We start from the raw sequence: 26,602 nt of genomic DNA, 5'->3' as shown, positions 1-26,602 counted from the left end.
AGCAAATCACTCAAGGCGGCACCTCCTGCCACCTTGAATCACCCAACAGAGATCAACTCAACAAATTAATGGGTCCTGACCCTAGCTGAAATGTAACGGAGTAAGCGCGCTACGGCCTGTTCGGCTTTCCGCTTACACCGATCCAACGAAGACCATGCATCGGCGGCGCGGTCTGCTAACCCCATGTTTTGACGAGGTATTCTATATCTGAAGGGCAGAAAAAGTTATTGCGACAATAGAGAGAAGACGCCTTAAGCAAGACTTTCAAAATCGTTAACATAGTTATTTTTCAGTGTATGCTGACAGGCGATCAAGGCGTGATGTTGCCCTGTCGGGGGGGCGAGTAAAATGCAGACTGTGATGAGTCAAAAGCTGGCAAGCTATGGCCAGTGGACCTACCGTGGTGCCTGGGCCCTAGAGATTGCGGCCGCAGCGATTGGTCTTACGACAGGTGTAGCATTAGGCGTACAAGCGTTTTCTGCAAGCGAGTCTGTCACTGCAATGGATTTGACGCTCGCCAGTGCACCCTTCCTCATGGTGGCAATCGCGGAGCTCACCAAGATACCGATAGCTACACTGCTTGTCAGCGCGTCTTGGCTCTGGAAGCCCATAATCTTGGTCTTCCTCCTGGTTCTGGCAGGCATCACTTTCGAAACTGTCTTTATGGGGATGGAGAGGGCAGGCGCATTGCGTCAGCTGCGTTATGAGGAGCTCGTAAACAAGATTGATGCCCTTGAGCAGGAAGCGACAAAGCTCGCCTCTGCTGACGAACTTGGTCGAAGAGCCGATCAGGTCGATCAAGCCCGTTCCGAAATTGAGCAGCTGACCTCTCTTGCGGAAAAATCGCGTGCGACCTTTCAGTCGCAAATTGCCGAGGCCAATGCGGAATTGGAGGGAACGACAGCCCTTACTCCAGAGGCCTCGCGTGTTCGCGATCAAGTGGATGAGAAAAACGCGGTTCGATCGGCGCTGATTCAACAGCGTGATCGCGAAGTTAAAGACGCTGTCGATCAGTTTGAGCGCCAACGCGACAGCTTTGTTGAACGTATCAAGATGGCGCGCGATTCAGGCGACAGCGACTCGGCACGCAGGCTAGAATCGGAAGTGGCTAAACTTGCCAACCCCCGCACGAAAATTATCACCAAGTTCGACACTCGGATTGAGCCGCTCGATCAAGAGATTGCTGCGCTGCGCGAAAATTTCGATCGTTTGCGGGCAAATAGCCCTCCTATGACTACTGACCAGAGGCAGAAGCTTGTCGATAGGCGTTCGTCTCTGGAGCAAACGCGCGATAGTGATGCCGCGGCTTGGCAGCGTCGATTGGATGAAGCGGGCAAACGGCTCGCAGATGCCCAGGCGGCAGAAGCCAACAAGGCAAACACCTCGGCGCAAAACCAGGTCAGACAGGACCAGATTGCCAAAGCCCTCAGCGCCTTGGCCAAGGAGCGGATCCCAATGGCGCGAACAGATCAGGTCCGCCGTATTGCCTCCCGCTGGTACGGCAGCAAACCTGAACTGGTGACTGAGGCACAGGCCGGAATAATCTCTGTGATTTGGTTCGGCTCGCTCGCGCTCATCGCCGCGCTCGCGGGACCAATTACGGCAATGGTCGCTCTAGCGCTCCAGCGCATTGCCGCCCGAGAAGAGGACAATTCAGAGAGCAAGACTTCCAGGCTGCTCCGCAGAATGCTTCTGAGTTGGCGTTGGCGCCGAATTCGAACGATTAAGGTACCAGTTGAAGTTATGGTCGAGAAAGAGGTTGAGAAGCGGGTTGAGGTGCCTGTGGAAAAGGTTGTCAAAGAGATCCTCTATGTTCCGCTCTTCACCGATGATCCCGAAGTCCTTCGCAAGGCCCTCGACCAGGATTTGCCGCCTGAGGTTTCAGACCTCGTAACGGTATCAATGAAGGGTCGCAAAAGTGCTCGTCCGGCATAACACCACCCTGCTTGAGCAAGCCGTCGATCTCGCCGTCAAAAGGTCAGCGATTCCAACCTTGCAGGCTCAAGCCGCGGCCCAAGAGAAGACAGCCCGAGCGACCGCCTTTCGCCGAATGGCGACTGGCGGAGCCATTGCAGTGGCGGCGGTCGGGATTGGGCTAGGCATCAATCTTGGTCTATGGGACAAAACCTTGCCGGAGCCGGCGGCTTTGCCGACCATAGAGCAGCCAAGCGATCTCACCTCCCCAAAAGACGAGCCGCCTATTCCTGTTCCAACTCCAAAGCCAACTCAGGAGCAGGCGCCCCAGGCTGACGTCCCTACCAAGCCTGACGTGGTGACCGTCGACTTCAACAAGTTCGCCACCAAGAACGTCGAGTTCCAAGGCACCACTTGGGAGTTAATCACAGGTCACCACTTCAAGGATGAGAACGACGAAACCTGGGACCGAGCGTGGTGTTACTCTCGGCGGAGTGTGAACGGCGTAGACGTAAATGTATCATTGGCAGCTCGTTCTGCCCCGACAGCGCCACCAGCCGGGCCTGGTGCTGCTGCGCAGACGCTTCAGTTGGTCGGCCTTAATGATTCATCCGCCGTCGATCTTGCAACAAGATGCGCGTGGCTGGATGGTCGCACATTTGCGTCTTCAGACATCATTCCTGACCCGTCACGAGAGCAGGCAGCAACTGTCCCCGCAGAAACTCCTGCGACAGAGGTCGATCCAGATAGTGGATTTGTTGTCGTGTCCGGGTGGGACGCGATCGGAAACGACCTGCCGGATATGCCAATTAGGAACGTGAGTTCTGAGCAGTGTCAAACCGCCTGCGATACCGACTTCAGGTGTCTAGCGGTTACTTATAACACGAAATTTCGAGCTTGTTTCATGAAAGGGGACGCATCGCTACTGGTCAAAAGCGAAGAGTCGATCATGGCCGCAAAGAAAGTGGTCGAGAGCAATTTGCGCTACTCGAATTCGGTGTTCGCCATAAAAACGGAAATTTCTGGCAATGCCTATTGGACCTCTCCGCTCCGATATTCCGACTGCATACTGCAATGTGCAAACGACAAATCCTGCTTAGGGTTCAATTTCCGCAAAAAAGAAAGTGCGTGTGTCCTTTTCAACAGCATAACCCAATCCGCTGATAATGCAGCGGTCGCATCTGGCATCAAGAGCGTCGCCAACTAAAGTTGAAGCAAAGCACCTATCCTCAAGGAGCGATTGAAGCCAGGCCACTTGTCAAAGAAAGTGGCTAGTCTAGCCACGATAACCTTGGGGTTAGCGGCAGGAATGTTCTTCGACGAAGCTCTAACAGAATGCAAAGTGGAGCCAACTGAGGCATCTCAGAGAAAGAATTATCGTCGGCGCATTGCGGGACCGTCTGACTGAATGTCAAAAATGGGGCCGAAAGCAGTCAGGCGGCTTAAGGCTACCGATTCGCGAAGACCAGACGTTCGCTGGCGCGAGAAGCGTCGTAGCCGTTCCGCTCGAAGAGGCTACTTGCCCGAAGGCACTGACACATCCATTTCTGGACGTAGCTGGAAATGAAGTTCGAGCATCGCCACATCAGCATACGGACCGGCAGTCTGATGGCACATGTCATTGATAACAATCTTTGCGACCGACGAAGCGTCTCGCGACTGCCGTTGATGTTTGAGGAGTGTGAATGACGGTACGCTTTGCATTTGACAACAGCTATGCTCGGCTGCCGAGCTCGTTTTATGCGCGTGTTTCCCCGACCCCGGTATCCGCACCGCACCTCCTCAAGCTTAACCAGGAGCTGGCCGTCCAGCTCGGGCTCAACCCGGTAGAACTCGCCACGCAGGCGGGTGTTGAGATTCTTGCCGGCAAACGGATTCCCGAAGGTGCCGAGCCGATCGCTACCGCCTATGCCGGACACCAGTTCGGCCAGTTCGTGCCGCAGCTCGGCGACGGAAGGGCAATCCTGCTAGGCGAGATCGTCGATCAGGAAGGAGTGCGCCGGGATATCCAGCTAAAGGGCTCCGGCCGAACACCGTTTTCCCGCGGCGGCGACGGGCGGGCGGCGCTTGGCCCCGTTCTGCGCGAGTACATTGTCAGCGAGGCCATGGCGGCTCTTGGCATTCCGACCACTCGGGCGCTTGCTGCGGTTATGACGGGTGATGAGGTGATACGAGAAACCTACCTGCCAGGCGCAGTGCTGACACGGGTCGCATCCAGCCACATGCGGATCGGAACCTTCGAATTCTTCGCGGCGCGCGGGGACGTGGATGCGGTGAGGGCTCTCGCTGATCACGCGATCGCCCGGCACTACCCGGATGCCGCGGGTGCTGCTCGCCCCTACCTGGCACTGCTGGAAAGTGTGATTGCGCGCCAAGCGAACCTCGTAGCGCAGTGGCTGCTCGTCGGCTTCATTCACGGGGTTATGAACACCGACAACATGTCTATCGCCGGCGAGACGATTGACTATGGCCCCTGCGCTTTTCTGGACATCTACAATCCCAAGACCGTATTCAGCTCGATCGACCAGTTAGGTCGCTACGCTTATGCCAATCAGCCTGCGATCGCCCAGTGGAACCTGACGCGGCTGGCGGAGTGTCTGCTGCCCCTCCTGGCTGAGGATCAGGACAAATCCGTGGAGCAGGCCCAAGAGGCGCTTTCTGCCTTCGCAGCACGGTTCAGCGACGCGTATAATAGTGGCTTGCGTAGCAAGTTGGGACTTTTGTCGGAGCGGGAGGGCGATCTTGCGCTGACGCAGGATCTTCTCGATCGGATGGTCGCTGGCAAGGCGGACTTCACCCTGACTTTCCGACGCCTGAGCGAGGCCGCTATGGGACCCGAAGGCGACGTCGCGGTGCGCAGCCTCTTCGAAGACCCTGCCCCATATGACGACTGGGCCGAGCGCTGGCGCAAACGGCTCGGGCAAGAGCCGCAGGAAGGTTCAGCGCGCCGGGCTTCCATGCAGCGCGTCAATCCGGCCGTTATCCCCCGCAACCACCGCGTTGAGGCGGTCATCGCGGCCGCCGTGGAGAAACAGGAGCTCGGACCGTTCGAGGACCTTCTGACCGTGCTCGGCAAGCCATACGAAGTCCAGCCAGGCTTCGCGAGCTATGCCGAGCCACCACCGCGCGATGGCCGCGTCTATAAGACCTTTTGTGGGACCTGAACCTGAGGTTCGTTGCGAAGAGATGCGTTGGATGACGAAAAAGAGCGCTCGATCGCGCGAGCGACGTTCCGGCTAGCATTCCAAGCTTTGCGCTCCGGCATCGCAGGATCGTGCTGGAAATGTCCCATCGTGCTTCTCCTTCGGGCACTATCGGCCGGAAGGGAAGCGAAAGGGGACAGTCGGCAGCGGGGCCGTTTGCCGACCTTCCGGTTCTGGGTCGACGGCAGCGGATAGCCGCCATTTCAATCGGCTGTCCTAGTTGGAATGAAAACGAAAGTTCAATCTCATCGAGCCAGCCATCGCCAATCCTTTTCCCAAAGGGGTGAGAGTGATAGAAGCGGGTTCTGCTGGGAGGCCCTCGTAGGCCGAAGACGCGGCCACCGAAGGGGCGGACGGTTGCTCTCGGCCTCGATCTCCGAGTTTTCACAGGAAGTTGCGTGTGAACGAGGGGCTGGTTATGCATTTGGCTACCGGAAGCACCCTTATGAAAACTGGGCATTAAGGAAGACAGCCTAAAAATGCACAGTCAGTAGACTGCGGCATTTTTATCGGAGCCTCTGGCGGCGGCCTCCTTTTGGCTTATCATTGTGAGAGAGAGAGGACGCCTGCGGCGCGAGTCGTTGGTGGAAGTAGCGAGATTGGAGATGACAAGAACCGGAGCGATACGTAGGACAGAAGACACTGGCTATTCCGGTGACCGTACGTCCTCGCAGTTTTCCCTGCAGGCCCTGGTGGCTGAGGCGCGTGCCCAGCAGCAGAACGGGATCGCCGAGCGTATCGTCGACGCGATGGCCTCCGACAGCAGGAAACGAAGAAGCGTGGCCCGCCCGCAAAGTTATCATGTCCCGCTGGAACTGAGCGAAATGCTCGTTGAGCTCAAGGCAGATCGCAGGCTCAAGGACCTGATCCTGTCTCCCGAGGTCTCGACAGAGGTGCAGGAATTCATCAGCGAGTACGCCGACATGGCGTTGCTGAGGTCGCATGGCCTCGAGCCGCGACACAAAGTGCTGCTCGTAGGCCCGCCCGGGACGGGCAAGACGAGTCTGGCCGAAGTCTTGGCCCATGAGCTGAGGATGCCGTTCTATGTCGTGAGATACGACGGCCTGATCGGCAGCTTCCTTGGTGAGACGGCCACTCGCCTCCGCAAGCTCACCGATTTCGTGGCCAGCCAGCGATGCGTCGTGTTCTTCGACGAATTCGACACCGTCGGCAAGGAACGGGGTGACACTCAGGAGACCGGCGAGATCAAGCGCGTCGTCAGTTCGCTCCTCCTTCAGATGGACTCGATCCCAACGAACTGCGTGATCGTATGTGCCACGAACCACCCCGAACTTCTCGACCGCGCTGTGTGGCGGCGGTTCGAGCTCCGGGTGGACGTACCCCTGCCAGGGTCGCAGGAAATTTCGCAATGGTTTAACAGACTACGCAAGGACTTCGGTGCCGCCATCGCATCAGTTGAGAAAGAATTCGTCAGCACGTTGAATGGAATGAATTTCTCGGATATCGAAGCCTTTACCTTGGATGTTAGGCGAAAGATCGTTCTGTCCCGAGGAAAGCTTGCGGCCGATCAAGCACTAGCTGAAGGGTTGGCGAAGCTACGGCAGAAGCGGTCAACGCCGGGGGAGACGGATCATAGCAGACAGACCGATAATAAGGATCCGTCGAAGAGACGACGTATTAAGGCGGATAAAAGGCCGCCGGAAGGCCCGCTTCCCGAGGGCACGCTCATCTGAGGAGCAATCGAGGCGCCTTGCCCCGGGCATAGCCCTCATTAGGGATTCGCTTGCGGCCCAGGCTTCGACGAATCCCGTCTTCGCATCGCCCGAACGCGCCCTGGTTTTCGAGACCATAGGTCCCGTAGACAGGTTCGTCGCCGCCGCATCTCAGCTGGGATTCGAATGGCTGACGGAAGACTACGCTGGCTCGGAGCCTGATACAGTTAGCGACGACAACGCAGTGCTGGACGACCTTCCGGCGGACGATCCGGCGATGGCTCGTCTTTACCTCACCATGCCAACTGAGAACGGCATGCGCCAACTGCTGGCAATGTGGCGGAGATTCGAGACGAAGCTCGCACCCAGGGAGGACGAGAAGGATTGGTGGAAGATATTCGGTTACCTGTCGAAGATCCGCGTCTGGAACGCAACGGACCGCATTGAACCGGCGACGCAGTTGTTCATCGACCGCCGCATGGCCCGTGACGCCGCGGGACCTGTCCGGCTTGAACTCGACCTCTGGTTCCACGAGGACGAAAGCGTTCGCATGAAGGCCAAGGAGTCGCTGGAAGGAATCCTTGCCGCGATTGGCGGCAGGATTGTCGACTTCGTCACCATTGAGCCAATCCGCTACCAGGTCGCGCTGATCGAGGTTCCAGCCCAGCAGGCCGTGGATCTCCGCTCCCGGACAGGCGCCCTGGCCAATGCCGACCAAGTTATGTCGATCCGGCCGCAGTCTCTGTATTCCGCGGCTCCGCTGAGTGAACCGATAGAGTCCGAACAAAATTCTGCACAGGGGCCGGTGCAAGAACTCCGCCCCGCGGTCGCGGCGATCCTCGACGGTTATCCTATGCAGAACCACGCCCTGCTGGCCGGCAGGGTCGACGTCGTCGAAGTGGACATCACGGGCGACTCGGTCCCTGTCGAGCGTCGCTTCCACGGGACCGCGATCGCATCGCTCGTGCTTCACGGCGACCTCGCGAACGGCGAGGACCCTCTGACACGGAGGCTCAAGGTGGTCCCTGTCTTGGCCGCACCGCAACACCTGAATGACGAACGCACCCGCGAGGATCTGCTTCCCCTCGGCGTCATCTACCGGGCGGTAGTGGCGCTCAAAGAGGACGATGGCCTTTTTGGACCATCCGGTCCCGATGTCCTGATCATCAACCATTCGCTTTGTGACGCCGAAGGGCCATTCGTCCGGCGGCCCACCCCATGGGCAAAGCTGCTTGACTGGCTCTCCGAAAAGTATGGGATCCTTTTCGTAGTCAGCGCCGGGAACATCACGGGACAGTTCCCTTCGGGCTATTCCGACCACGCCTCGTTCAACTCCGCCGCCCCGCTCGAACGGCAGATCGCTCTCCTCCGCGCGGTCGAAGCCAGTAAGGGGATGCGCAGCATTCTCAGTCCGGCTGAAGCCATGACCGCCCTCAGCGTTGGCGCCGTCCACGCGGACGGAGCAGGAGACTGCCCGTCTGAAGCGATGGACCCTTTTTCTGCCGTTGGCGTCACCAACATAGGCTCCGCTATCGGTCCGGGGATCAACCGCGCGCTAAAACCCGACATCGTGGAAGCGGGAGGAAGACAGGTTGCGAACGCTTCTAACCAGCCGGCCGGGCATCATATATGGCCCAGCGAGATTGGCCACATAGGCCTGAAAGCCGCCGCACCCGATCCCTTCACCGGATCCTCCTCCAAGACGAGGCGTTCAACAGGAACCAGCAACGCGGCCGCGCTCGTTACCAGAGCCGGCGTGCGGATCATCGATGCGCTGGAAGAAGTGCTGGCCGAAGACGGGACAGCGCTCCGGGATTTCAGTCGGGCATCCCTTGCGACGAGAACCCTCCTGGTGCACGGCGCGAGCTGGGGCGACGCCGGGACCTTGCTGGAGGCCGCATATCCACCCCCGGGATTGGGCCAGTGGCGGAGGCGCAGGGGTATCATCACAAAGTTCCTGGGATATGGCAGGCCGAGCTACGATCAAGTGATCGAAGGCGCGAGCAACAGGGTCACGCTACTTGCCGATGACGAGATCAGGCATGAACAGCTTCACGAGTATCGCGTACCGATTCCGACGAGCATGGTCCGGTCACGGGAAATCCGCAGAATCACGATGACGCTCTCCTGGATGCCTCCGATGCATCCGACCTCCATCGCCTATCGCGGAGTGACGTTGGACGTGGTGGATCAGGCGGGACAGCGCAAGTTCTGGCGCGGAGTGAAGACGATCATGCAGCCTCATCCCGACGACATGCGCAGAGGCACGTGCGCCCATTTCATCCTTGAAGGGAACAACAGCACCGCCTTCGTCGATTCCAACGGCCTGTTCATCGGTGTGCAGGCGAGAGCGCTCAACGCCCACTTCCACCAGAGTTCGGTGCCGTACGCGCTGGCCGTCACGCTCGAAGTCGCGCCCACCGTCCAGGAGGACATCTATGCATCGGTTCGGAATGCCATCCGGCCAAGGCCGCGCGTTCGCGCCTAAGGAGGTCTCATGGAATTCAGCAAGTCTAACAGCATCGGCTCGAAACATCCGACGGAAATTGCTGCCTATCTCGAGCTGATAGGCGATACGGAGGCTGCGGCCCGCTTCTATGAGATGGGACAGCGAAGCCAAGGCGTGCGCATTCCGTACTTTACGAATGACCACTGGGCTTATTCTGGAGCGGTGGTGGGATTCATCCCGGAGGGAACTGCCTCCAGCGGCGAAGTACAGATCGTCAACGCCACTTCGATGCAGCCGGATAACGCGCTTCAGGACGCAAGCCTGAAAATCACTCTCGATCGCTTCTACGTCCATAACTACCCGGGCACCGGCCGGCACGAGATATTGTGCGAATTCACGGGAAAGAACCAGGCAGGTAGCAAGTCTGAAGAAATGAGGTTCGCGTTGAAGACCTCGGCGACTGACAGGAGCGCGGCGCCGCTCATGAGCCTGCCGATCTTCGTCGGGGTGAACGTCGGCAAGGATGGTCTCAGCTTTGAAGGCCGCACCATAAACATCCGGAGCGGTGGAATGGACATGTTGGTGGAAGCCCTCGACAATTCCGCCTTCAAAGAAGGACTCGGCCTCCTGACGACGGCTCAACCCGCTCTTGTGCCGTTCGTCCAACTCGCCAAAGGTGTGGTCTCGACAATTGAGAAGCAGGGAGAGAACAAGCAGGTCCTGCAGTTCAGCCTGGGCCTAGATTTCTCCAGCACCGCGACTTCGGCTAAACTTGGCCTCGGTTCCTACGTGGTCGTCCAGACCAATGATGTTGACTGGAACTGGGATGACTTCGTCCTCAATCGCCAGAGCAATGCAATCGTCCCCAAGCTGAACGGATCGGGTCCGATCGAGCTCAACTACCTGATCTTCGGGGTCACGCGCGCGGGCGGCTGACGAGATTCCAAAGGCAAACAGAACGTTCTCCCTGTGGTCGGGCGGAGCCAAGGGCACACAGAGGTCCGCTTTCGGGGGCGGCAAAGCCACCCTGCTATGACCGAGATTGGGCGCAGAGCCGGCATTGGTTCGGGGCAGATCAGCTCGTCTATTGTGCCCTGTGTTTCGGCTTGCCGCCGGCAAATTGCTTCAATGCATTTGCCCGCCTAGAAAGGTGCCCCTCGGACTCACTGGTCGCTGTCACTTATTCGGACCCTGAAATTGGCTGCCGCCGCGATTTCTCTGACTTGTCGACGACAGGGAGCCCTTCCTTTCTGGCCTTGGCAAACGCTCGATCGCTCTCCAGGAACTCCGCCAGCATGAACGGGATCAGTTCCGCTACCGATTCGGACTCGCCATAGGTCTGACGATAAAGCGCCGCATAGTCCTTCAGTGCTTGGTTCAGGTCTGCACTTACGCTTATGGTGATCTTCGAAGGTGTCCGATCCGGAAGTTTGCCGAGTTTCAGATTGGTCATGATGACTCCAGTCAATTCGGGTACGGCCGTAGCACAAGATCCTTGTGCACGATGACGCGCAGTGGCCAACCAGGGCGGACGGTGATCGTGGGCTGAATATTGAGGTTCTTCTCGGTGATGCGCTGGCCAGCTCGACTGACGTTCTGCTGAGCGGATTCGCGGATTGCTTTGACCAGGTCGCTTTCGTCTTCCCCGAGGCTCAACTCGGTGCCGACCCCTACCAACGTGGCCAGCGCAACGCCTTTGATCAGCTGCCAGGTGTGGAAATCCACCTTATCCCCAAGCCCCGCATAGCCGGCAGTGTCTGTTGCCGGCAGATTGTCGATTTCGATCGAAGAGCCGTCGGGCAGCAGTATCCGTTGCCAGACCAGCAGCGCGCGCCTTTGTCCAAAGGCCACGACGCTATCATAGGCGCCAATCAGGCGAGAGCCTTGCGGAATGAGCAAGGTACTGCCGGTGACTGTGTCGTGCACATTCTCGGTGACCTGTGCGACGACGAGGCCGGGCAAGTCGGAATTGATGCCAGTGATCAGGCTCGCTGCGATGACGCTGCCGGCCATCAGCTGATACGGCGAAGCCGGCGTCTGCAGTGCATGCAGATTGTAGATTCCACTTGTGTTCCGCTGGCTGACAAAATCGAGCTTGCGCTGTTGATTGTTTTGGTCGCCCTCGGCCGGTGCTACGGAAGCTGAATCGCGTGCGGCATCGGATTGTGGAGCCGTTGCCTCAAAGGGTGGACGCCCGCCCTGCCCGTTGCCGGCGGCATCCGCTTGCCGGGGTCGATTTTCGATCCGGAAGAAGACTTGCGATTCGCGCGCCTCGATCGCCTGCTGTGCAAGGCGCTGCTCCTCCGCCGAAACCTCCTGGCCCGGCGCGATGCCCAGCTGGCGTTGGTGCTCAAGGATGGGGCGGCCGAGGTCGCCGGGAAGCGGTGGTCCAAGCACGGGAGGCTTGGGCTTGATCCCGGAATAGTCCTTAGGCAGCCTTTCAATTGCCTCCGCGGTTGGCTTCCGCTCAGTGTTGTAAAGCTCTTCAGCCTGCTCTTTGATGCGCAGTGCCGGTCCCTGCAGCGCCATCATGGTGACGCCTAGAATGGTGCCGGAACCAACAGCTGCAATGGCGACAATAATGCTGCGCTTGAAGCGCACAGCGCGGCGGGGCGAGGCCCGCAGCTGCAGCTGTTCTGGATTGAGTTTCGGTGGAGCATCGGAGCGGGAAGTATCCGTCATGGGTCGTCCCCTCACCTGCTGGAACGCGAAAAGAGCGATATCCGCCGCGGCGCTTGCCTGCCGTCCGTCCTCGTGATGCGCACCACCTGCTGCTGCTTGGCGCCGAGGCGCAGTTCGGCCGCGGCGAAGAGGCGATCGACGATGTAATAGTTGCCCCGTATGCGGTAGTTGACGAGCTGGTTGTCCCCGTCAGCACCGACGATGAAGAGTGGCGGGGCCTCGCCCTGATCGATGCGGCGCGGGAACTCGATGTAGACCTTGCTGTCATCATCGAACGCGCGCGTCGGCCTCCAGGGCGGCATGTCGCCGGTAATCGAATAGCGGAAGCGAATATTTTCGAGAGCCACATTCGACGCCAGTGGCATAGCAGCCTCGGCCTGCGCATTGCGCCGGCGTAGCGCGATGATCTGGTCCTCGCTGTAGGTCCAGGAGATGGCCGCCATGGCGGTCTTATCCGTGCTTTGAAGCTGCAGGTGATAGCTTCGCCGGTCCGTGGTGATCACCAGATTGGTGGCAAGTCCTGGCGCGAAGGGCTTCACCAGCACATGGGTGCGCTGGTCATCGCCGGAGCCACTGACGGTGTCGCCAATTACCCAGCGCACTGTATCGCCGGCCGACACGGATTGGAGTTTCTCGCCTGACTGCAGAGCGATATCGCTGACGCGCTCCGGTGCGGCATAGAGCTGGTAGAGCGCGCCTTCGGCAAAAGGGTAAACCTGCACCGCATTCACATAGCCATATTTGGTGGGTTGCTGCGTCGCCGCCTTGTTGGCATCGGCGACACGTTCTTCAGGCGAGCGCTTGTCCTCAGCAGCCTTGCCCGGCTCGGGCTGCAACTGGCCGGGCAGCGGCAGCGGTTTCGGCACTTCCACGACCTTGACGGGCTTCTCCGGCGCCTTCTCGATTGCCGCCGGTTGGAACTTGGCAGCATCATAGGAAATCTGAGGTGGCGGCACCGGCTTCGAGGCACAGGCGGAGATGACCGCAGCCGACGTCGACAGGACCAGCGCAGTGCGGAGCGACGAGAGTCTATTTATCATTGGCGGACTCCTTTGGGGGAACGGAAGTCTGCGCGGCACTGTCGAGCTCGCGCGACCAGTCGATGGCATTGATGAAGACGCCGAGCGGGTTTTTGCGCAGCTGATCGGTATTGTTCGGCGGCCGGATCACAATGGTGAGGATCCCGGTCCAACGCGTTGTGCTGGCGAGGCTGCCGCGCTCAAAGACCTGCTCGGTCCATTTGACTTGAAAGGACCTGTCGGACGCTCGAACCACGCTCGTCACCTGCACCGAGACGCTGCGCGTGCCGATCTTGCCGAACGGGTCATTGGCCTTAGCGTACTCATTGAGAAAGAGGGCTGCACGGTCGGTGGCGAAGTCGTAGGCCGAGAGCCAATTCTGCCGCACCAGCACCGCATCGGTGGAGACGGAGCGGACATTCTGGATGAAATGGCCGAGATGCCAGGCAATCTGGGCATCGTCGGGCTCGTAGGTTTGGATTGCCGGCGCGACAGCCCGTGTTTCACCGAAGCGGTCGACCTCGACAACATAAGGCACGACGCGGCCCTGCATCGACTGCCACAAGAGTCCACCAGAGAGCCCGATGGCCAGAGCGAGGCAGCCAAAGGCCATCAGGCGCCAGTTCCTTGCCTGCACGCGCGCAGTGCCGATGCGCTCGTCCCAAAGCTGGGCGGCCTTCTGATACGGTGTCACGGGGTGGGGCGTCTTCCCGTAACGCTGAACAGGTCGCTTGAAGAGCATCTAGTCTTCCTTATCGTTGAGAGAGGGGTTGGCCCCGCTTCCACCCCGATCGCCATCGCGGACGGCCTGCGTGGCGGCGTGGCGATGGGCGCGCGCGGTCTGTTCGGAACGCAAGCGCCTCGCCCACGCCGGCGCGGCATTGGCACCTGACGCGGCAGGGTTTCCGGTCATTGATGCGGTCGGCGTGCCGCCCGTCGCGGCCCAGGCGGCATCGCGGCCGGCATCGGCGTTGCGCCGGAATGGTTCTGTTGCAGATCGCATTCCCCGCATCGCGGCGCCGCCAGCTGCGCCGGCAACGCCCTGCAGTCCAGCAGCTACGCCGGAGAGGCCGGACTCGGGCGGTGTTGCACGCCCCATCTGCCAAGCTGTGGAAGCAGCCGATCCCATGGCCGTGCCGGCTCGAACGGCGGCGAGACCGCCGCCGGTTGCCATGCGCGCGCCGGCAAGCGCCGCACCTCCGGCAACGAGCGTTGATCCGGCGGCCGCAGCGGTGGTTCCGAGTGCGGCTCCCGCGCCAAGCTGCGGCGCGCCCGAGACAAGACCCGAGGCAATTCCCGGCCCGAAAATGCCGAGCCCAAGCAGCGCCAACGCGCCCAGTACCTGTGACATGGCCGCGGCCAAATCCGGCTCCTTGCCTTGTAGCGCGGAAGCGAACTCGCCGAAGAGCGTGGAGCCGATGCCGACGATGACAGCAAGCACCATCACCTTAATGCCCGACGAGATGACGTTGCCGAGCACGCGCTCGGTCAGAAATGCCGAGCGGTTCCAGAGCGCGAAAGGCACCAGAACAAAACCGGCCAATGTGGTGAGTTTGAACTCCAGGATGGTGATGAAGAGCTGAATTGAAAGAATGAAGAAGGCGATGAGGACCAGGAACCAGGCGAGAAGCAGCACGAAGATGGTCAGCGCGTTGCCAAAGATCTCCGGGAAGCCGACTAGCTGGCTCGCTTGATTGAGCAGCGGCCAGGCGCCCTCGAAGCCGGCCGCGGCAATGCGGCCTGGCCGCAGGAGACTGTCGGCGGACAGATTGCCGGCCGATGCGTTGATGCCGAGCCCGGCAAAGGAATGGTAGATGATGTCGGCGAGGTTCTTAAAATTGTTCAGGATGAAGGCGAAGGCGCCGACATAGAGCACTTTTCGGACAAGCCGGCCAAGAACATCGGGCTCGCGGCCGAACGCCCAGACCAGGCCTGCCAGCGTGATGTCGATGCCGATCAGGATGGTGGTGAGAAAGGCGACGTCGCCCGAAAGCAGACCGAACCCGCTATCAATATAGCGGGTAAAAGTCTCCATGAAGCGATCAATGACGCCGAGGTCATTCATGTCGCCGCCTTCCTCGTTGTCTTGAAGAACTGCTGATCAGTTGCCGGGGTAGGCCGTACCGGTGCCCAGGAAACGCTTCGTCGTCTCGCGGGCAGCTTCCTCGGACTGCGCCTTGCGGGCAGCATCTTCGGCTTCAGCCCGGAACTGGGTCGCGAGCAGCGTCTGGATCTGGATCTGCTGCTTGGTCGAAAGCGCGATCAGCTGATTGGTGGCCTGGCTTGCCTCAAGGGCACCTGCCGCGCCCTGACTGCGGTTGACGAGATCGGTAAGCAGGTCGCCGTCGGCCCGCACGTTCTCCACGATCTGCGACTGCGCGCTCATGGTTTGGCGGAACGCCTGCATGGCGTTTTGCCAGCGCTCGCGCGCGGCGCTCGCCACATCGCTGACCTCGATTGTGGCGTCGTAGCTTTCCGGATATTGCACACGCCACTGGTTCTGAAGCTTGTCGAGATCGAAGCTCAGGCCGCTGGCCTGGGTCATCAGGCCGTCGATCCGTTGGAGCGAACCTGTGAGCTGGCCCACGGAAGAAAAATCCAGGCGCTGAAGGTTGCGCGCCATGTTCTGCAGCATGGTCGCCTGGTTCTGAAGCGACTGGATCTGGTTGTTTATCTGCTCCAGGGAACGTGCCGCTGTCAGCACGTTCTGCGCATAATTCGACGGATCGAACACGATTAGGGCGTGGGCCGGCTGGACGTAGTCGGCCATCGGTTTTGCGATTAGGGAAACGGTGATCAGGCTGGTGAGAAGGCGGCGCCGCATCATGACGATTGCTCCTTGTCTGGTTGAGGGAATTGCTGAAGAAGCTCGGCAGCCCAATCGAGGCCGCGCGCACTCAGGAACCGGGAGGCAAAGCTGTCCTGCCCGTGCTCTGACAGGACGCTGTCGATCAAAGCTTGCGTGGCCGGATCAGAGGCGCCGCAGAGCGCAAGAGCGATCGGGCCGAGCCCGAGCTCGAAGAGGCGGTTGCCGCGGCGCGACTGCAGATAATACTGGCGCTTCGGTGTGGCACGGGCGACCAATTCGATTTGCCGCTCGTTCAGGCCGAAGCGCTCATAGGCTGCCCGCGCCTGCGGTTCCACGGCACGGTCATTGGGAAGAAAAATGCGCTGTGGGCAGCTCTCGATGATCGCCGGCGCGATGGAAGAGCCAGCGATGTCGGCAAGCGACTGCGTGGCAAAGATCACCGACACGTTCTTCTTTCGCAGCACCTTCAGCCATTCACGGATGCGGGCGGCAAAGAGAGGGTTGTCGAGATAGACCCAGGCCTCGTCGAGCATGAGCAGTGTTGGCCGTCCGTCGAACCGCTCCTCGAGACGATGGAACAGATAGGTGAGCACCGGGAGCACAGCGCCTTGGCTGTGCATCAGCTCTTCGGTCTCGAAACACTGCACATCCGACAAAGCCAGCCGATCTTCATCGGCATCGAGCAGCCGGCCGAAGGGACCGTCGAGCGTGTAGGGCATCAACGCGGCCTTGAGCCCATTGGACTGAAGCAGAACCGACAGGCCCGTCAGCGTGCGTTCCTGCGCCGGCGCAGTGGCAAGGCTGATGAGTGCCGACCAGATTGCCTCCTTCACCTCCGGCGTAACGGTGACATTCTCATGGGCAACGAGACCGGCGATCCATTCCGCCGCCCAGCTGCGAGTAGCTTGGTCGCCGATATTGCGCAGTGGCTGGAAGGCAAGCGCACCATCCGCGCCCAGCGCGTGGTGTTCTCCGCCCATGGCCAGTGTTGCCGCACGAGCCGAATTGCCCTTGTCGAAGACATAGACCTGCGCCCCGGCATAGCGTCGAAACTGCAGAGCGACTAGCGCAAGCAGAACCGACTTGCCGGCACCGGTCGGACCAACGACCAGCATGTGGCCGACATCGCCGACGTGGGTAGAAAGCCGAAACGGTGTCGACCCGCTGGTCTCTGCGAAGAGAAGCGGCGGGGATTCGGTCCCGGTCACATTGGCGAGATGCTCGTTATCCACCGGACCGGCCCACGCCGACGACAGCGGCATGACGTGGGCAAGGTTCAGCGTGTGAATGAGCGGCTGGCGAACGTTAGCGTAGACATGACCAGGCAACGAGCCGAGCCACGCCTCGACCGCATTGATGCTTTCCCGGATCGTGGTGAAGCCGAGCCCGTTGACGATGCGCTCAACCGCTCGGAGCTTTTCCGCGGCGGCCTGCCGGTCCTGGTCCCATACCGTCACCGTTGTGGTGAGATAGCCGAAGCCGACGTGATCGCCGCCCAATGCCTGAAGGGCGGCATCCGCATCGAGCGCCTTGTTGTCGGCGTCACTATCGACGAGAGGGACGGGTTCGTTGGTCACGACCTCGCGCAGGATGGCTGCGACCGATTTGCGCTTGGCAAACCACTGACGGCGCAACCGGGTCAGTGTCTTTGTGGCTTCCGTCGTGTCGAGCGGGATGAAGCGCGTCATCCAGCGGTAGGCGAAATCCTGATGGTTGAGCGCGTCGAGGATCCCTGGCCGGGTGACGTTCGGGAAACCAAGGATGGTGAGGGTGCACAGATGCTGCTCACCCAGCATCGGCTCCAGGCCGCCGGTAAGCGGCGCGTCAACCAGAACACCGTCGAGATACATTGGCGTTTCCGGCATGGCGACCGGATGGCGGTAGGTCGAGATTGTGCCGTGCAGATAGGTTAGCGTCTCGGCATCATCGAGGGCGCGCACTTCCGGCATGAAGCCGGACAGCAAATCCAGGACGCGGTCGGTCCCGTCGCGAAACCACGCCAGCTCCTGGCGCCAGTCTCTAGCCCCTCCCGAGTGATGCGAGTCGACCAGTGCGCTTTCCGCCCGCGCCTGGCCATCTGGCGCCGGCATGAAGACCAAGGTCAGATGATAGCGACTCTCGAAGTGCGCGACCTTGCCCTCGAAGGCCGCGCGCCGTTCCTCATCGACCAGCCATGAGGCAGCATCGGGAAAAGCCGAGCTCGGATAGCCCAGCGCTTCAACGCGCTCGGCCTCGAAAAACAACCCCCATCCGGAGCCCAACCTTCGTAGCGCATTGTTGGCTCGTGCGCAGATGCCGACCAATTCGGCTTCGGTCGCGCTTTCAAGGTCGGGGCCACGGAACCGGAAGGTTCGCTGGAAGCTACCGTCTTTATTGAGCACGATGCCGGGCGCGACCAAAGCGGCCCAGGGCAGATGATCGGCCAGCCGATCGGCTTTGCCGCGATACTCCGAAAGGTTCAGCATGCAAGCCACCCCTTCAGGCGAAGATGACGGACAAGCACGCTGGCGAAGTCCGGATCGCGGCGAGCGGCAAAGACCGCGAGGGTGTGGCCGGCGATCCAGAGCGCCAGTCCGGCGATCCACTGCTGCAGGCCAAGTCCGATTGTGGCGGCCACCGTGCCGTTGAGGATCGCCACCGCTCGCGGCGCGCCGCCCAGCAGGATCGGCTCAGTCAATGCCCTGTGAACGGGGACTTCGAAACCCTCGATATGCTGCTCTCCGGTGGCCATCAAACGAGTACCCCGCCGCCGAAGGAGAAGAAGGAGAGAAAGAAGCTCGATGCCGCGAAGGCGATCGACAGGCCGAAGACAATCTGGATCAGCCGGCGAAAACCGCCTGCCGTGTCGCCGAAGGCAAGAGTCAGGCCGGTAGTGATGATGATGATCACCGCGACGATCTTGGCGACCGGTCCCTGCACCGACTCAAGGATCTGCTGCAGCGGCTGTTCCCAAGGCATGCCGGAGCCCGCTGCGTGGGCCGGGACGGTGAGAAGAAACGCGAGCGCGGTGGACGAAAGGAAGCGAAGCTTCTTGAGCATGAGGTGACCTTTCAAAACTGCTGGAGTTGCGGAAGCGTGAGCGGGGTGACGGCGTAATCACCGCTGCTGTCGAGACCGGTGACCTCAGCGATCGCGTCAATGCGGCGCGAGGATCCGCGCCCAGCGATGAAGACGATCAGATCTACCGCATCAGCGATGAGGCGGCGGGGAACGGTGACGACGGCTTCCTGGGCGAGCTGCTCGATACGGTAGAGGGCGGAGCGCGCCGAATTGGCGTGAACCGTCGCGATGCCGCCGGGATGCCCGGTGTTCCATGCCTTCAGCATGTCCAGGGCTTCCGCGCCCCTGACTTCGCCCACGATGATGCGGTCGGGTCTGAGCCGCAGGGTCGAGCGCACGAGATCGGCGAGCGTGACCGAACCGCGCCTCGTCCTCAAGGCAATGCAATCCTTCGCCGCGCATTGCAGTTCGCGCGTGTCCTCGATCAGGATCACCCGCTCGTCGCAATCGGCGGCTTGTGCCAGCAGCGCATTGGCAAGTGTTGTCTTGCCCGACGACGTGCCGCCGGCGACCAGGATGTTGCGCCGCTCGCGGACCGCCTTCTTCAGCGCATCGGCCTGCAGCGGCAGCATGATCCGGTCGGCGACATAGTCGGCCAAGGTGTAGAGTTTCGCCGCAGGCTTTCGGATGGCGAAGCATGGCCCCAGCACGACAGGCGGCAGCAGACCCTCGAAGCGCTCGCCCGATGGCAATTCGGCGCTGACAATCGGATTGTCAGCATGCGCCTCGGCGCGCACGTGGGAGGCGACCAGGCGGATGATGCGTTCGGCCTCAGAAGGATGCATGTGCACGCCGGTGTCGACCCGGCCTTCACCCAACCGGTCGAGCCGCAGCGCACCGTCGGGATTGACCATCACCTCAATGACGGTCGGATCGGCAAGGGCTTCGGTGATCGCCGGACCCATGGCGGTGCGCAGCATGACGCGGCGGCGATGGTCGGCTTCCGGATGAGAACTCATCCTTCCCCTCCCCTGCGATCGTCGGTGCCAAGTGACCGTTTCCCGGAAGCGATTTGGCGGCCGACCTGTTCGACGAATTTGTCGAAGCGCTCCTGGGCAATCGCTTGCGTGGCCCTGTCCGGCACCGGCGTGTGAGCATGAAGCGTGATCGAAAAGCGGATGAAGAGCGCCAGGCTCTCCAGGATCATCTCGACATCGTGCCTGACATGTCCGAGGTCGCGGGAAAGACGGTCGAGCCTCTTGCCGTAGCGCTGGTCGAGTTCATTCTCCCCACGCCGCTCGATAAAGGTCTCGACCGCGTGCGCCACAATGGCCGATTTGGTGGTCGATGGATTGCGGCTGAGGTTCTCCAGCTTCTCGCTCAACTCGGGTTCAAGCAAAAACTGGTGACGAATGCGGTGGGGCTTCATGCTGCTCGTTCCCTCTGACCGGCGCTGATGCGCCGGCGACGGGAACGAGCATCGTCGAGATCCTCGAAATCGCTTACGGCCGTTATCTACGCTGAGATGCGCCCGCGTATGGCGCGCCGTTCAGAAGCCGGGCACGATGTCCTTGTCGTCGCCCATTCCCTCGTTGAGGCCGTACGCACGTGCGGCGGTGGAAATCCGGTCCATGACGCGTTGGTCGGCAGCCGCCTCGCTATCATCGTCAGCAGGCTTGAACAGATCCTCCTGATCAGGCTCTTGGGCAAGGAGGGGAAGGTCTTCGGGCAGACCTGGATGACGCTGCTGCTGGATACCGCCGTCCTCTTCGATTGCTGCGCCGGTGCTGTCGCCCTCGGCCGCAAGACGGCGGTCAACGCCGCGCACCTGCCCACTCCAATCGTCTGGGCGCGACGCAGGGCAGTCCGCATAGAGACCGTCGCGTAGAGCCGGCGAAGGCAGCACCCGTTCTGTGAAATTCTGATCCTGGAAGTAGCGCAGCTTCTTTGCGCGGATCGGCGGCAACCCCGAAACCAGTACCAATTCGTCTTCCTGCGGCAACTGCATCACCTCACCCGGCGTCAGCAGGGGGCGAGCAGTCTCTTGGCGGCTTACCATGACGTGGGACAACCAGGGCGCCAACCGATGGCCGGCATAGTTGCGCATCGATCTGAGTTCCGTCGCGGTACCGAGCGCGTCCGAAATGCGTTTGGCCGTGCGCTCGTCATTTGAGGAAAAGGCAATCCGCACATGGCAATTGTCGAGAATGGCGTTGTTCTCGCCATAGGCCTTGGAGATTTGGTTCAACGATTGCGCTATCAGATAAGCGCGGATGCCGTAGCCTGCCATGAAGGCGAGCGCAGTCTCGAAGAAGTCGAGCCGACCGAGCGCCGGAAATTCATCCAGCATCATCAGGAGCTGATGCTTGCGGCTCTTCTTTGGATCGCCCTCCAGGCGCTCGGTCAGCCGCCGGCCGATTTGATTGAGCACCAATCGCACCAGGGGCTTAGTGCGCGAGATATCCGACGGCGGCACGACCAGATACAGCGACATCGGTCGCTCGGCATCCACAAGGTCGGCAATGCGCCAGTCGCAGGCCGATGTTGCCGCGGCCACCGTTGGATCACGATAGAGCCCGAGAAACGACATGGCGGTCGAGAGAACGCCTGAGCGCTCGTTCTCTGACTTGTTCAGCACCTCACGAGCCGCCGAGGCCACGACCGGATGGACCTGGGGCTTGTCCACCGTGCCGAGGTGGTTTGTGGTCATCATCCGCTGCAGTGTCGCAGCGAATGAGCGTTGCGGGTCCGACAGGAAGGTGGCGACACGGGCCAGCGTCTTTTCCTCTTCGGCGTAGAGCACGTGCAAGATGGCGCCAACTAGGAGTGAATGACTGGTCTTCTCCCAATGGTTCCGCCGCTCCAGCGCGCCTTCCGGATCAACGAGAATGTCGGCGATGTTCTGAACGTCGCGGACCTCATCTGGACCTTTGCGCACTTCCAGCAGCGGGTTGTACCGCGCCGATCTCGGATCGGTCGGATTGAACAAGAGACAGTGCGAGAACTTCGACCTCCAGCCAGAGGTCAGCTGCCAGTTCTCGCCTTTGATGTCGTGAATGACGGCCGAGCCGGTCCAGGAAAGAAGGGTTGGAACAACGAGTCCGACGCCCTTGCCCGAACGTGTCGGCGCAAAGGCCATGACGTGTTCTGGTCCGTCATGGCGCAGATAGCGATAATTTAGTCCGCCAAGGAAAACGCCGGCCGGCTGAAACAGCCCCGCCCTCTCGATTTCCAGCTTCATGGCCCATCGTGAGGACCCATAGGTGGTGACCAACCCCCGCTGCCGTGCGCGCCAGAGGGACCCAGCTATCGCGGCGGCACAGCCCAGGAACCCGCTGGCTCCGGCAAGTATGCCAGCCTTGTCGAAGACTTCAGGCGCATAGGCGTCAAATTGGAACCACCATTCGAACAGTTTCCACGGCTGGTAGATCGGCCAGCCGACTGTCACAAACCATGGCGCGCCGAGTGGCGGCTGATAGGAGAGCATGTGGGCGCACCATTGGGTTGCAGTCCACACGCCAAGAATGACAATTGCGAATACGACAGCGATCTGCCCAATCAGCAACTTCGTGGGTGTCAATGGCTTGCTCCGCTCTTCTGGCCAGACGGACCAAACATCGCGCCGAGCGATGAGAATTCGAACGGCCGCTACGTGCGACTAGGTGCGATGACAAGGTTGATCGGCATTGTTCAGCTGCGAACAGCGAAAATCCGCCGCAGCAACCTATCGGCGGTGCCAGGCACGCGGTTTGGTCGCAGAAAATGGCAGAAAATATTGGGGTATCAGACCCACGCGCGTCCATGATCATCTTCGATGCTGAAGGGGTCGCGTCCAGCTGCCGACCAGGCCGACAATACCGCGCGGAGGCGCAGCGAAGCGGTCCGTCCGCATCCATCCCGGCGCTTCCCCGCGGCGGTCGCGCCATCGACGACACCGACCGAAATCCGAAATCCCCATAGCCATCGCCTGTGGCCCGCGGGTTCCTTCCTCGGGGACTTTCGTACGCCTGCCGGCGCCCGAAACTCTTCACGGCAGCGGACAGGCGGCTTTGCAGCGTCGGGACGGCGATAGCGGACGCTGCGGCCCCGGATTTTGGAGGCAGACTACTCGCCGCTATGCCACGCCTTCCAACTAGGTAGCCCAGACGCCGGTCGACTTATATGTCTGCACAGGAGCGCGGTGAGGTCGCCACACTGGCAAATCAGAACCATCTTCCAGAACAGAAGAAGATTTCCGCGTCCGGTATCGGACTGACCCATAGACGTCCACGAAGCTTGCCAAATCAGGGGATGCCATCGAAAGAGGTGCAACCCTTCGGGCAGAATTCCCGAGAGGACGATGCGGGCAAATTGCCCCGCTACGAAATGCGCTCCCTGCTCAAATCGGCAGAAAAGATTCGCTTTCTTCCCCAAGGGAATATAAGATGCCAAATCTAAAGATTGCCGCGCGAAAGTGGGAGGGGACTTCATGCGCGCATTTGGTCTCTGCAAACCACGTGAAGTTATGTGCCGTTTTTTCGGCTCCGCCTTTCTTGCCGTTTGGATGACAGCATCTGCTCACGCAGATTTCTGGAAAGATGCGGTAAACGTTATTACCGATCCACTTAAGTTGGATGCCGGCACTGAAAATCTGATCCATGCCGTGGAGCGCGCGGATCTGATGCTCAAAGACCTCAAGAAATCTTTGGATGAGTCCGGGAAAACGATCGACAAGAACATACGCGAATACCTTGTCGGCGTAGACTCGGTCATCCAAAAGACGTTTGTTCGCGGCGATCAAACAATATCGTCGGCCTTGAAACAGGTCTCTGATCTGGAGACGAGGATAATGGCCGATGCAGGCAGATTTGTCCGATGCTCAGCTGCAACGGCCTTCGATCAAATGCAGGTCGCATTGGCGAAAGCACTGAACACGGTCGGCGAAACCCGTCCTCGGTTTGTACTACTTGGATATTTTGAAATCGGCGCGGTAGAGCTGACACCCCAAGACATCACGAACCCTATTGAATCGTATGATAGGCTGAAGACTGCGGCGTTTCTGCGCTTAAATAAACTGGAACCTTCCAGCGAGGCGAAATACGTAGAGTTCATATACGGTGACATGCAGAGAGTAGCAGAGTTGACCAAATGTCACTATGAGGACGTGAACAATCTTAGGCCAAGATTACAGCGCGATATTTATGAGTACAGACGCCTTCACCAAGTGTGGGCCGGTTTAGTTGAATAGGAGAAAATCGTGCGATATCGAGCCATCATTATTATTGCCGGGGTCGCTGCGTTGGGTGGATATAGATTGGCGGCAGGTCAAGATCAACCCACGTGCACGACAGTGCTGGATTGCGCGCAGAAGGCAATGGAAGCCTCTTTTCAGGCGAAGACCGCAATTCGCATTGCCGTCCCAAAGGGCGCTGTAATGGCGTTTAACCTAGAAAGTTGTCCCGATGGTTGGCAATTGTTCCAGCCACTCGTTGGAAGGTTCGCTCTTGGTGCCGGGGCGGACGTTACCAGGCGGTTGACGGACCGCAAATTTGGGGACAGTGGAGGAGAAGAGCAGCATACGCTTACAGTTGCAGAGTCGCCACAGCAAGAAGTGGAAATTGCTGGAGTAGCCAATCAAAGCAGCGTAGATCGTTATAACGCCGGTGGAAGAAATTATTGGGTGATAACAAGAGGCAGCGAGAAGTTTCGTACAAATGGCGGAGGCCAGCCGCACAATAACATGCCTCCTTTTCACTCATTAACATATTGTGAGCGAACCTAGCAGGATGTTGAAGAAGTCAGTCGGACTGGTGACCAACCAGGTCAGGAGGGCCATCGCAAAGATTGGCCACGATGACATGGTGCCCGCAGGCATTTCCGATTTTTCGCCTACGCGGGCCTCTGGCTGATTTTAGAGCACGTCCTGTGATCGATGAATCGATTGTGATGTGACGGCTGCGTTTTGTGCTGATTCAACATCCACCTCGATGGAGGTGGACGATGGGAAGAGCATTGAGCGGTGATCTTCGGTCGCGGGTCTTGAAGGCTTCGGACGAGGGCATGTCGGCGCGGCAAGCGGCGGCGCGGTTCGGCGTGGGAGTGTCCAGCGCGATCCGCTGGATTGCGCGGGCGAAGATCGGCGAACTGGCGCCACGCCCGCAGGGCCGCCGCCGCGCCTCCACCTCGATGCGCATGAAGCCTTCATCGTCGGGCTGATCGAGGAGCGCAAGGACATCACGCTGAACGAGATGGTGGAGCGGCTCGTCGCCGAGCAGTCAGTGCGGATCAGCCGCAGCGCCTTGAGCGCCTGGCTTCGCGGTCACGGCTGGACATTCAAAAAAAGTCCGCGCACGCACTGGAGCAGGGTCGCCTCGACATCCTGAAGCGGCGCCGGGACTGGTTCGACGGCCAGCTCGATCTTGATCCGGCGAAGCTCGTGTTCATCGATGAGACCGGCCTCTCCACAAAGATGGCCCGCCTGCGTGGAAGAGCGCCGCGCAGCGAGCGCTGCCGGGCCGGCGTGCCGCATGGCCATGTGTGGACGCCCCCTGGGGCGCATGAAGAATCTTTGGTCCAGGCTGTTGCGCGTGATCGGGTGCTGCCATGTGTTCGGCCTCTCTTGCGGCTCGTCATGGCCGCGGATCAGGTCCACATCACTGGAACGCGCTGGAAGCGCTCCCCATGTGCCTGGTCCTGATCCCGCCTCACCGACGTTGCGCCATACCTGTCCTTTGACCTCCTCACGCCGCCAACGGCCTCGCGCCCGTCCCGCTCAAGCGGGCACGACCGGAGCCCGATAGCTTTCTCCCTTCGTTAACAGCGCCCAGACTATTCGGGCGTTCTTGTTCGCCAGCGCCACGATCACCAACATCCCAACATCGGCGGTTTGCGCTCGAGCATCCGGCCGAGCCAGGATCCTTTAGGCACCCCTTTGCGCTTGGCCCACCGCACCACGGCACTCGCTGCGATAATAAGGAGCCGCCTCAGTGTGCGCTCTCCCATCCGAGATGTTCGGCCCAGTCGTTCCTTGCCCGCCGGTAGAGCGCTGAACCGGCGTTAATCCGACCCAGGCAGCGAAGTCACGGCCCGATCGGAACGTCTCCGCTGGCGGCGCGAGCGCCTCTATGGCGGTGGCGATCAGGGGCCGATCCCAGGCACGCTCATCAGACGCCGAGTCGCGTCGTCGGCTTGGCGCGGGCAGAGATCTCCGTATCCAGCGCGGCGATTTGGTTCTGCAGATGGCGCAACCCCTCGGCGAGGAGGGCAAGGCAGGAGCGAGCAGCTTCCGGCACACTCGATGTGGGATCCTCGATTTGAGCGATGAGGCGTCCGATATGGAAAGGTCCTTGCGGCGCGATCAGGCCGTATTCGGAAAGATGGCCGCGGATCGCGTTGATGAGTTGAGTGCGCTGGCCGACCAGGATATCACGGGTCCGGAAGATCACGGCGGAGGCCTGCTTGGCTTCGCTCTTCACAGCCACGAAGCGCATGGTCGGGCGCTGCGCCGCCTCGCAGATCGCCTCCGCATCGGACATGTCGTTCTTCTGCCGTTTGACGAAAGGCTTCACATAGGCGGGTGCGATCAGCCGCACGGTGGGGCCGAGCTTCCCGATCTCCCGACCCCAGTAGTGGGCACCCGGGCATGCCTCCATTGCCACCAAACACGGTGGTTGGGCGGCAAAGAAAGCCAGCACCTGGTCGCGCCGCAGCTTCCTGCGGAAGATGACCGCTCCGGCAGAGCTCGCTCCGTGTGCTTGAAAGACATTCTTGGCCAGATCCAAGCATGCGCTGCGTATTCCGACGAAGCCGGCCATCGATTCCGATTTGAAGCCGGCCAGTCATTCCGATTTCATTCCGGCCGGTGTTCCGATTTG

20 protein-coding genes and 2 pseudogenes are annotated in these 26,602 nt (G+C 60.3%); 9 read left to right on the top strand and 13 right to left on the bottom strand.

The genetic code is table 11. The features are described 5' to 3' along the window. Nucleotides 1-348: 348 nt before the first annotated feature. The 6 genes from NKJ72_RS29670 to NKJ72_RS29645 all read left to right on the top strand — a co-directional run bounded on the left by NKJ72_RS29670 (nt 349) and on the right by NKJ72_RS29645 (nt 10,175). Nucleotides 349-1,935 (top strand): hypothetical protein, encoded by a 1,587-nt coding sequence (locus NKJ72_RS29670; RefSeq protein WP_352480593.1) that lies wholly within the window; start codon nt 349-351, stop codon nt 1,933-1,935. Further along, nucleotides 1,919-3,121: a PAN domain-containing protein gene (locus NKJ72_RS29665; protein ID WP_352480592.1), complete on the top strand. Its 1,203-nt coding sequence runs from the start codon at nt 1,919-1,921 to the stop codon at nt 3,119-3,121. The genes NKJ72_RS29670 and NKJ72_RS29665 overlap by 17 nt, the downstream gene beginning before the upstream one ends. A 478-nt stretch (nt 3,122-3,599) precedes the next feature. Further along, complete coding sequence (locus NKJ72_RS29660) at nt 3,600-5,078, top strand: protein adenylyltransferase SelO (RefSeq protein WP_352480591.1); 1,479 nt, start codon at nt 3,600-3,602, stop codon at nt 5,076-5,078. A gap of 644 nt (nt 5,079-5,722) precedes the next feature. Next, nucleotides 5,723-6,811, top strand: a complete 1,089-nt coding sequence (locus tag NKJ72_RS29655) for an AAA family ATPase (protein WP_352480590.1) — start codon at nt 5,723-5,725, stop codon at nt 6,809-6,811. Between the two features lie 223 nt (nt 6,812-7,034). After that, a complete protein-coding gene (locus tag NKJ72_RS29650) occupies nt 7,035-9,278 on the top strand; it encodes a S8 family peptidase (RefSeq protein ID WP_352480589.1) in 2,244 nt (747 codons plus the stop codon). A gap of 9 nt (nt 9,279-9,287) precedes the next feature. Then, nucleotides 9,288-10,175: a hypothetical protein gene (locus NKJ72_RS29645; protein WP_352480588.1), complete on the top strand. Its 888-nt coding sequence runs from the start codon at nt 9,288-9,290 to the stop codon at nt 10,173-10,175. A 244-nt stretch (nt 10,176-10,419) separates the two neighbouring features. Here the strand turns inward: NKJ72_RS29645 and NKJ72_RS29640 are convergent, their stop codons facing one another. The 12 genes from NKJ72_RS29640 to NKJ72_RS29585 form a co-directional block, all read right to left on the bottom strand. After that, on the bottom strand, nt 10,420-10,692 hold the full coding sequence (locus NKJ72_RS29640) for a DUF2274 domain-containing protein (protein ID WP_023718715.1): 273 nt from the start codon (nt 10,690-10,692) through the stop codon (nt 10,420-10,422). A gap of 11 nt (nt 10,693-10,703) precedes the next feature. Then, nucleotides 10,704-11,921: a TraB/TrbI/VirB10 family type IV secretion system protein gene (locus NKJ72_RS29635; RefSeq protein WP_352480587.1), complete on the bottom strand. Its 1,218-nt coding sequence runs from the start codon at nt 11,919-11,921 to the stop codon at nt 10,704-10,706. A gap of 11 nt (nt 11,922-11,932) precedes the next feature. Continuing rightward, nucleotides 11,933-12,961 carry a P-type conjugative transfer protein TrbG gene (gene trbG / locus NKJ72_RS29630; protein WP_352480586.1) on the bottom strand — a complete coding sequence of 343 codons (1,029 nt, stop codon included), beginning with the start codon at nt 12,959-12,961 and terminating at the stop codon, nt 11,933-11,935. Next, on the bottom strand, nt 12,951-13,682 hold the full coding sequence (gene trbF, locus NKJ72_RS29625; RefSeq protein ID WP_352480585.1) for a conjugal transfer protein TrbF: 732 nt from the start codon (nt 13,680-13,682) through the stop codon (nt 12,951-12,953). Before trbF ends, trbG begins: the two co-directional genes overlap by 11 nt. Beyond that, a complete protein-coding gene (gene trbL, locus NKJ72_RS29620; RefSeq protein WP_352480584.1) occupies nt 13,683-15,005 on the bottom strand; it encodes a P-type conjugative transfer protein TrbL in 1,323 nt (440 codons plus the stop codon). It lies immediately after the preceding gene. A gap of 36 nt (nt 15,006-15,041) precedes the next feature. Further along, nucleotides 15,042-15,767 (bottom strand): P-type conjugative transfer protein TrbJ, encoded by a 726-nt coding sequence (gene trbJ / locus NKJ72_RS29615; RefSeq protein WP_352480583.1) that lies wholly within the window; start codon nt 15,765-15,767, stop codon nt 15,042-15,044. Further along, nucleotides 15,764-18,214, bottom strand: a complete 2,451-nt coding sequence (gene trbE / locus NKJ72_RS29610; protein WP_352480582.1) for a conjugal transfer protein TrbE — start codon at nt 18,212-18,214, stop codon at nt 15,764-15,766. The genes trbJ and trbE overlap by 4 nt, the downstream gene beginning before the upstream one ends. Continuing rightward, complete coding sequence (locus tag NKJ72_RS29605; protein ID WP_352480581.1) at nt 18,208-18,480, bottom strand: VirB3 family type IV secretion system protein; 273 nt, start codon at nt 18,478-18,480, stop codon at nt 18,208-18,210. The genes trbE and NKJ72_RS29605 overlap by 7 nt, the downstream gene beginning before the upstream one ends. Next, nucleotides 18,480-18,788, bottom strand: coding sequence for a TrbC/VirB2 family type IV secretion system protein (locus tag NKJ72_RS29600; RefSeq protein WP_352480580.1), 309 nt, complete (start codon nt 18,786-18,788; stop codon nt 18,480-18,482). The genes NKJ72_RS29605 and NKJ72_RS29600 overlap by 1 nt, the downstream gene beginning before the upstream one ends. An 11-nt stretch (nt 18,789-18,799) precedes the next feature. Continuing rightward, the gene (gene trbB, locus NKJ72_RS29595) at nt 18,800-19,768 is read right to left on the bottom strand and encodes a P-type conjugative transfer ATPase TrbB (RefSeq protein WP_352480579.1); all 969 of its coding nucleotides are present in this window, start codon (nt 19,766-19,768) and stop codon (nt 18,800-18,802) included. Next, nucleotides 19,765-20,178 (bottom strand): CopG family transcriptional regulator, encoded by a 414-nt coding sequence (locus tag NKJ72_RS29590; protein ID WP_352480578.1) that lies wholly within the window; start codon nt 20,176-20,178, stop codon nt 19,765-19,767. Before NKJ72_RS29590 ends, trbB begins: the two co-directional genes overlap by 4 nt. A gap of 120 nt (nt 20,179-20,298) precedes the next feature. Further along, nucleotides 20,299-22,329 carry a conjugal transfer protein TraG gene (locus tag NKJ72_RS29585; protein WP_352480577.1) on the bottom strand — a complete coding sequence of 677 codons (2,031 nt, stop codon included), beginning with the start codon at nt 22,327-22,329 and terminating at the stop codon, nt 20,299-20,301. Between the two features lie 888 nt (nt 22,330-23,217). On the opposite strand from NKJ72_RS29585, the gene NKJ72_RS29580 reads away from it, so the two are divergent. The 3 genes and pseudogenes from NKJ72_RS29580 to NKJ72_RS29570 form a co-directional block, all read left to right on the top strand. Next, on the top strand, nt 23,218-23,976 hold the full coding sequence (locus NKJ72_RS29580) for a hypothetical protein (protein ID WP_352480576.1): 759 nt from the start codon (nt 23,218-23,220) through the stop codon (nt 23,974-23,976). A gap of 9 nt (nt 23,977-23,985) precedes the next feature. After that, nucleotides 23,986-24,510: a hypothetical protein gene (locus NKJ72_RS29575; protein WP_352480575.1), complete on the top strand. Its 525-nt coding sequence runs from the start codon at nt 23,986-23,988 to the stop codon at nt 24,508-24,510. Between the two features lie 218 nt (nt 24,511-24,728). Next, nucleotides 24,729-25,263 (top strand): annotated as a pseudogene (locus NKJ72_RS29570) (helix-turn-helix domain-containing protein); the annotation flags it as partial. Between the two features lie 237 nt (nt 25,264-25,500). Here the strand turns inward: NKJ72_RS29570 and NKJ72_RS29565 are convergent. Next, a pseudogene (locus NKJ72_RS29565) lies at nt 25,501-26,542 on the bottom strand (IS110 family RNA-guided transposase). Between the last annotated feature and the right edge of the window lie 60 nt (nt 26,543-26,602).

The organism is Mesorhizobium sp. M0045, from assembly GCF_040323385.1.
In the GTDB taxonomy this organism is placed as follows: Bacteria; Pseudomonadota; Alphaproteobacteria; order Rhizobiales; family Rhizobiaceae; genus Mesorhizobium.
The sequence above is the reverse complement of the archived record's forward strand: the minus strand, read 5'-3'. Positions and strand labels throughout refer to the sequence as shown.

Coding starts and splice junctions, on each gene's coding strand:
- NKJ72_RS29670 (WP_352480593.1), top strand. CDS start 349: ATGCAGACTGTGATGAGTCAAAAGCTGGCAAGCTATGGCCAGTGGACC.
- NKJ72_RS29660 (WP_352480591.1), top strand. CDS start 3,600: ATGACGGTACGCTTTGCATTTGACAACAGCTATGCTCGGCTGCCGAGC.
- NKJ72_RS29655 (WP_352480590.1), top strand. CDS start 5,723: ATGACAAGAACCGGAGCGATACGTAGGACAGAAGACACTGGCTATTCC.
- NKJ72_RS29645 (WP_352480588.1), top strand. CDS start 9,288: ATGGAATTCAGCAAGTCTAACAGCATCGGCTCGAAACATCCGACGGAA.
- NKJ72_RS29640 (WP_023718715.1), bottom strand. CDS start 10,692: ATGACCAATCTGAAACTCGGCAAACTTCCGGATCGGACACCTTCGAAG.
- NKJ72_RS29635 (WP_352480587.1), bottom strand. CDS start 11,921: ATGACGGATACTTCCCGCTCCGATGCTCCACCGAAACTCAATCCAGAA.
- trbG (WP_352480586.1), bottom strand. CDS start 12,961: ATGATAAATAGACTCTCGTCGCTCCGCACTGCGCTGGTCCTGTCGACG.
- trbF (WP_352480585.1), bottom strand. CDS start 13,682: ATGCTCTTCAAGCGACCTGTTCAGCGTTACGGGAAGACGCCCCACCCC.
- trbL (WP_352480584.1), bottom strand. CDS start 15,005: ATGAATGACCTCGGCGTCATTGATCGCTTCATGGAGACTTTTACCCGC.
- trbJ (WP_352480583.1), bottom strand. CDS start 15,767: ATGATGCGGCGCCGCCTTCTCACCAGCCTGATCACCGTTTCCCTAATC.
- trbE (WP_352480582.1), bottom strand. CDS start 18,214: ATGCTGAACCTTTCGGAGTATCGCGGCAAAGCCGATCGGCTGGCCGAT.
- NKJ72_RS29605 (WP_352480581.1), bottom strand. CDS start 18,480: ATGGCCACCGGAGAGCAGCATATCGAGGGTTTCGAAGTCCCCGTTCAC.
- NKJ72_RS29600 (WP_352480580.1), bottom strand. CDS start 18,788: ATGCTCAAGAAGCTTCGCTTCCTTTCGTCCACCGCGCTCGCGTTTCTT.
- trbB (WP_352480579.1), bottom strand. CDS start 19,768: ATGAGTTCTCATCCGGAAGCCGACCATCGCCGCCGCGTCATGCTGCGC.
- NKJ72_RS29590 (WP_352480578.1), bottom strand. CDS start 20,178: ATGAAGCCCCACCGCATTCGTCACCAGTTTTTGCTTGAACCCGAGTTG.
- NKJ72_RS29580 (WP_352480576.1), top strand. CDS start 23,218: ATGCGCGCATTTGGTCTCTGCAAACCACGTGAAGTTATGTGCCGTTTT.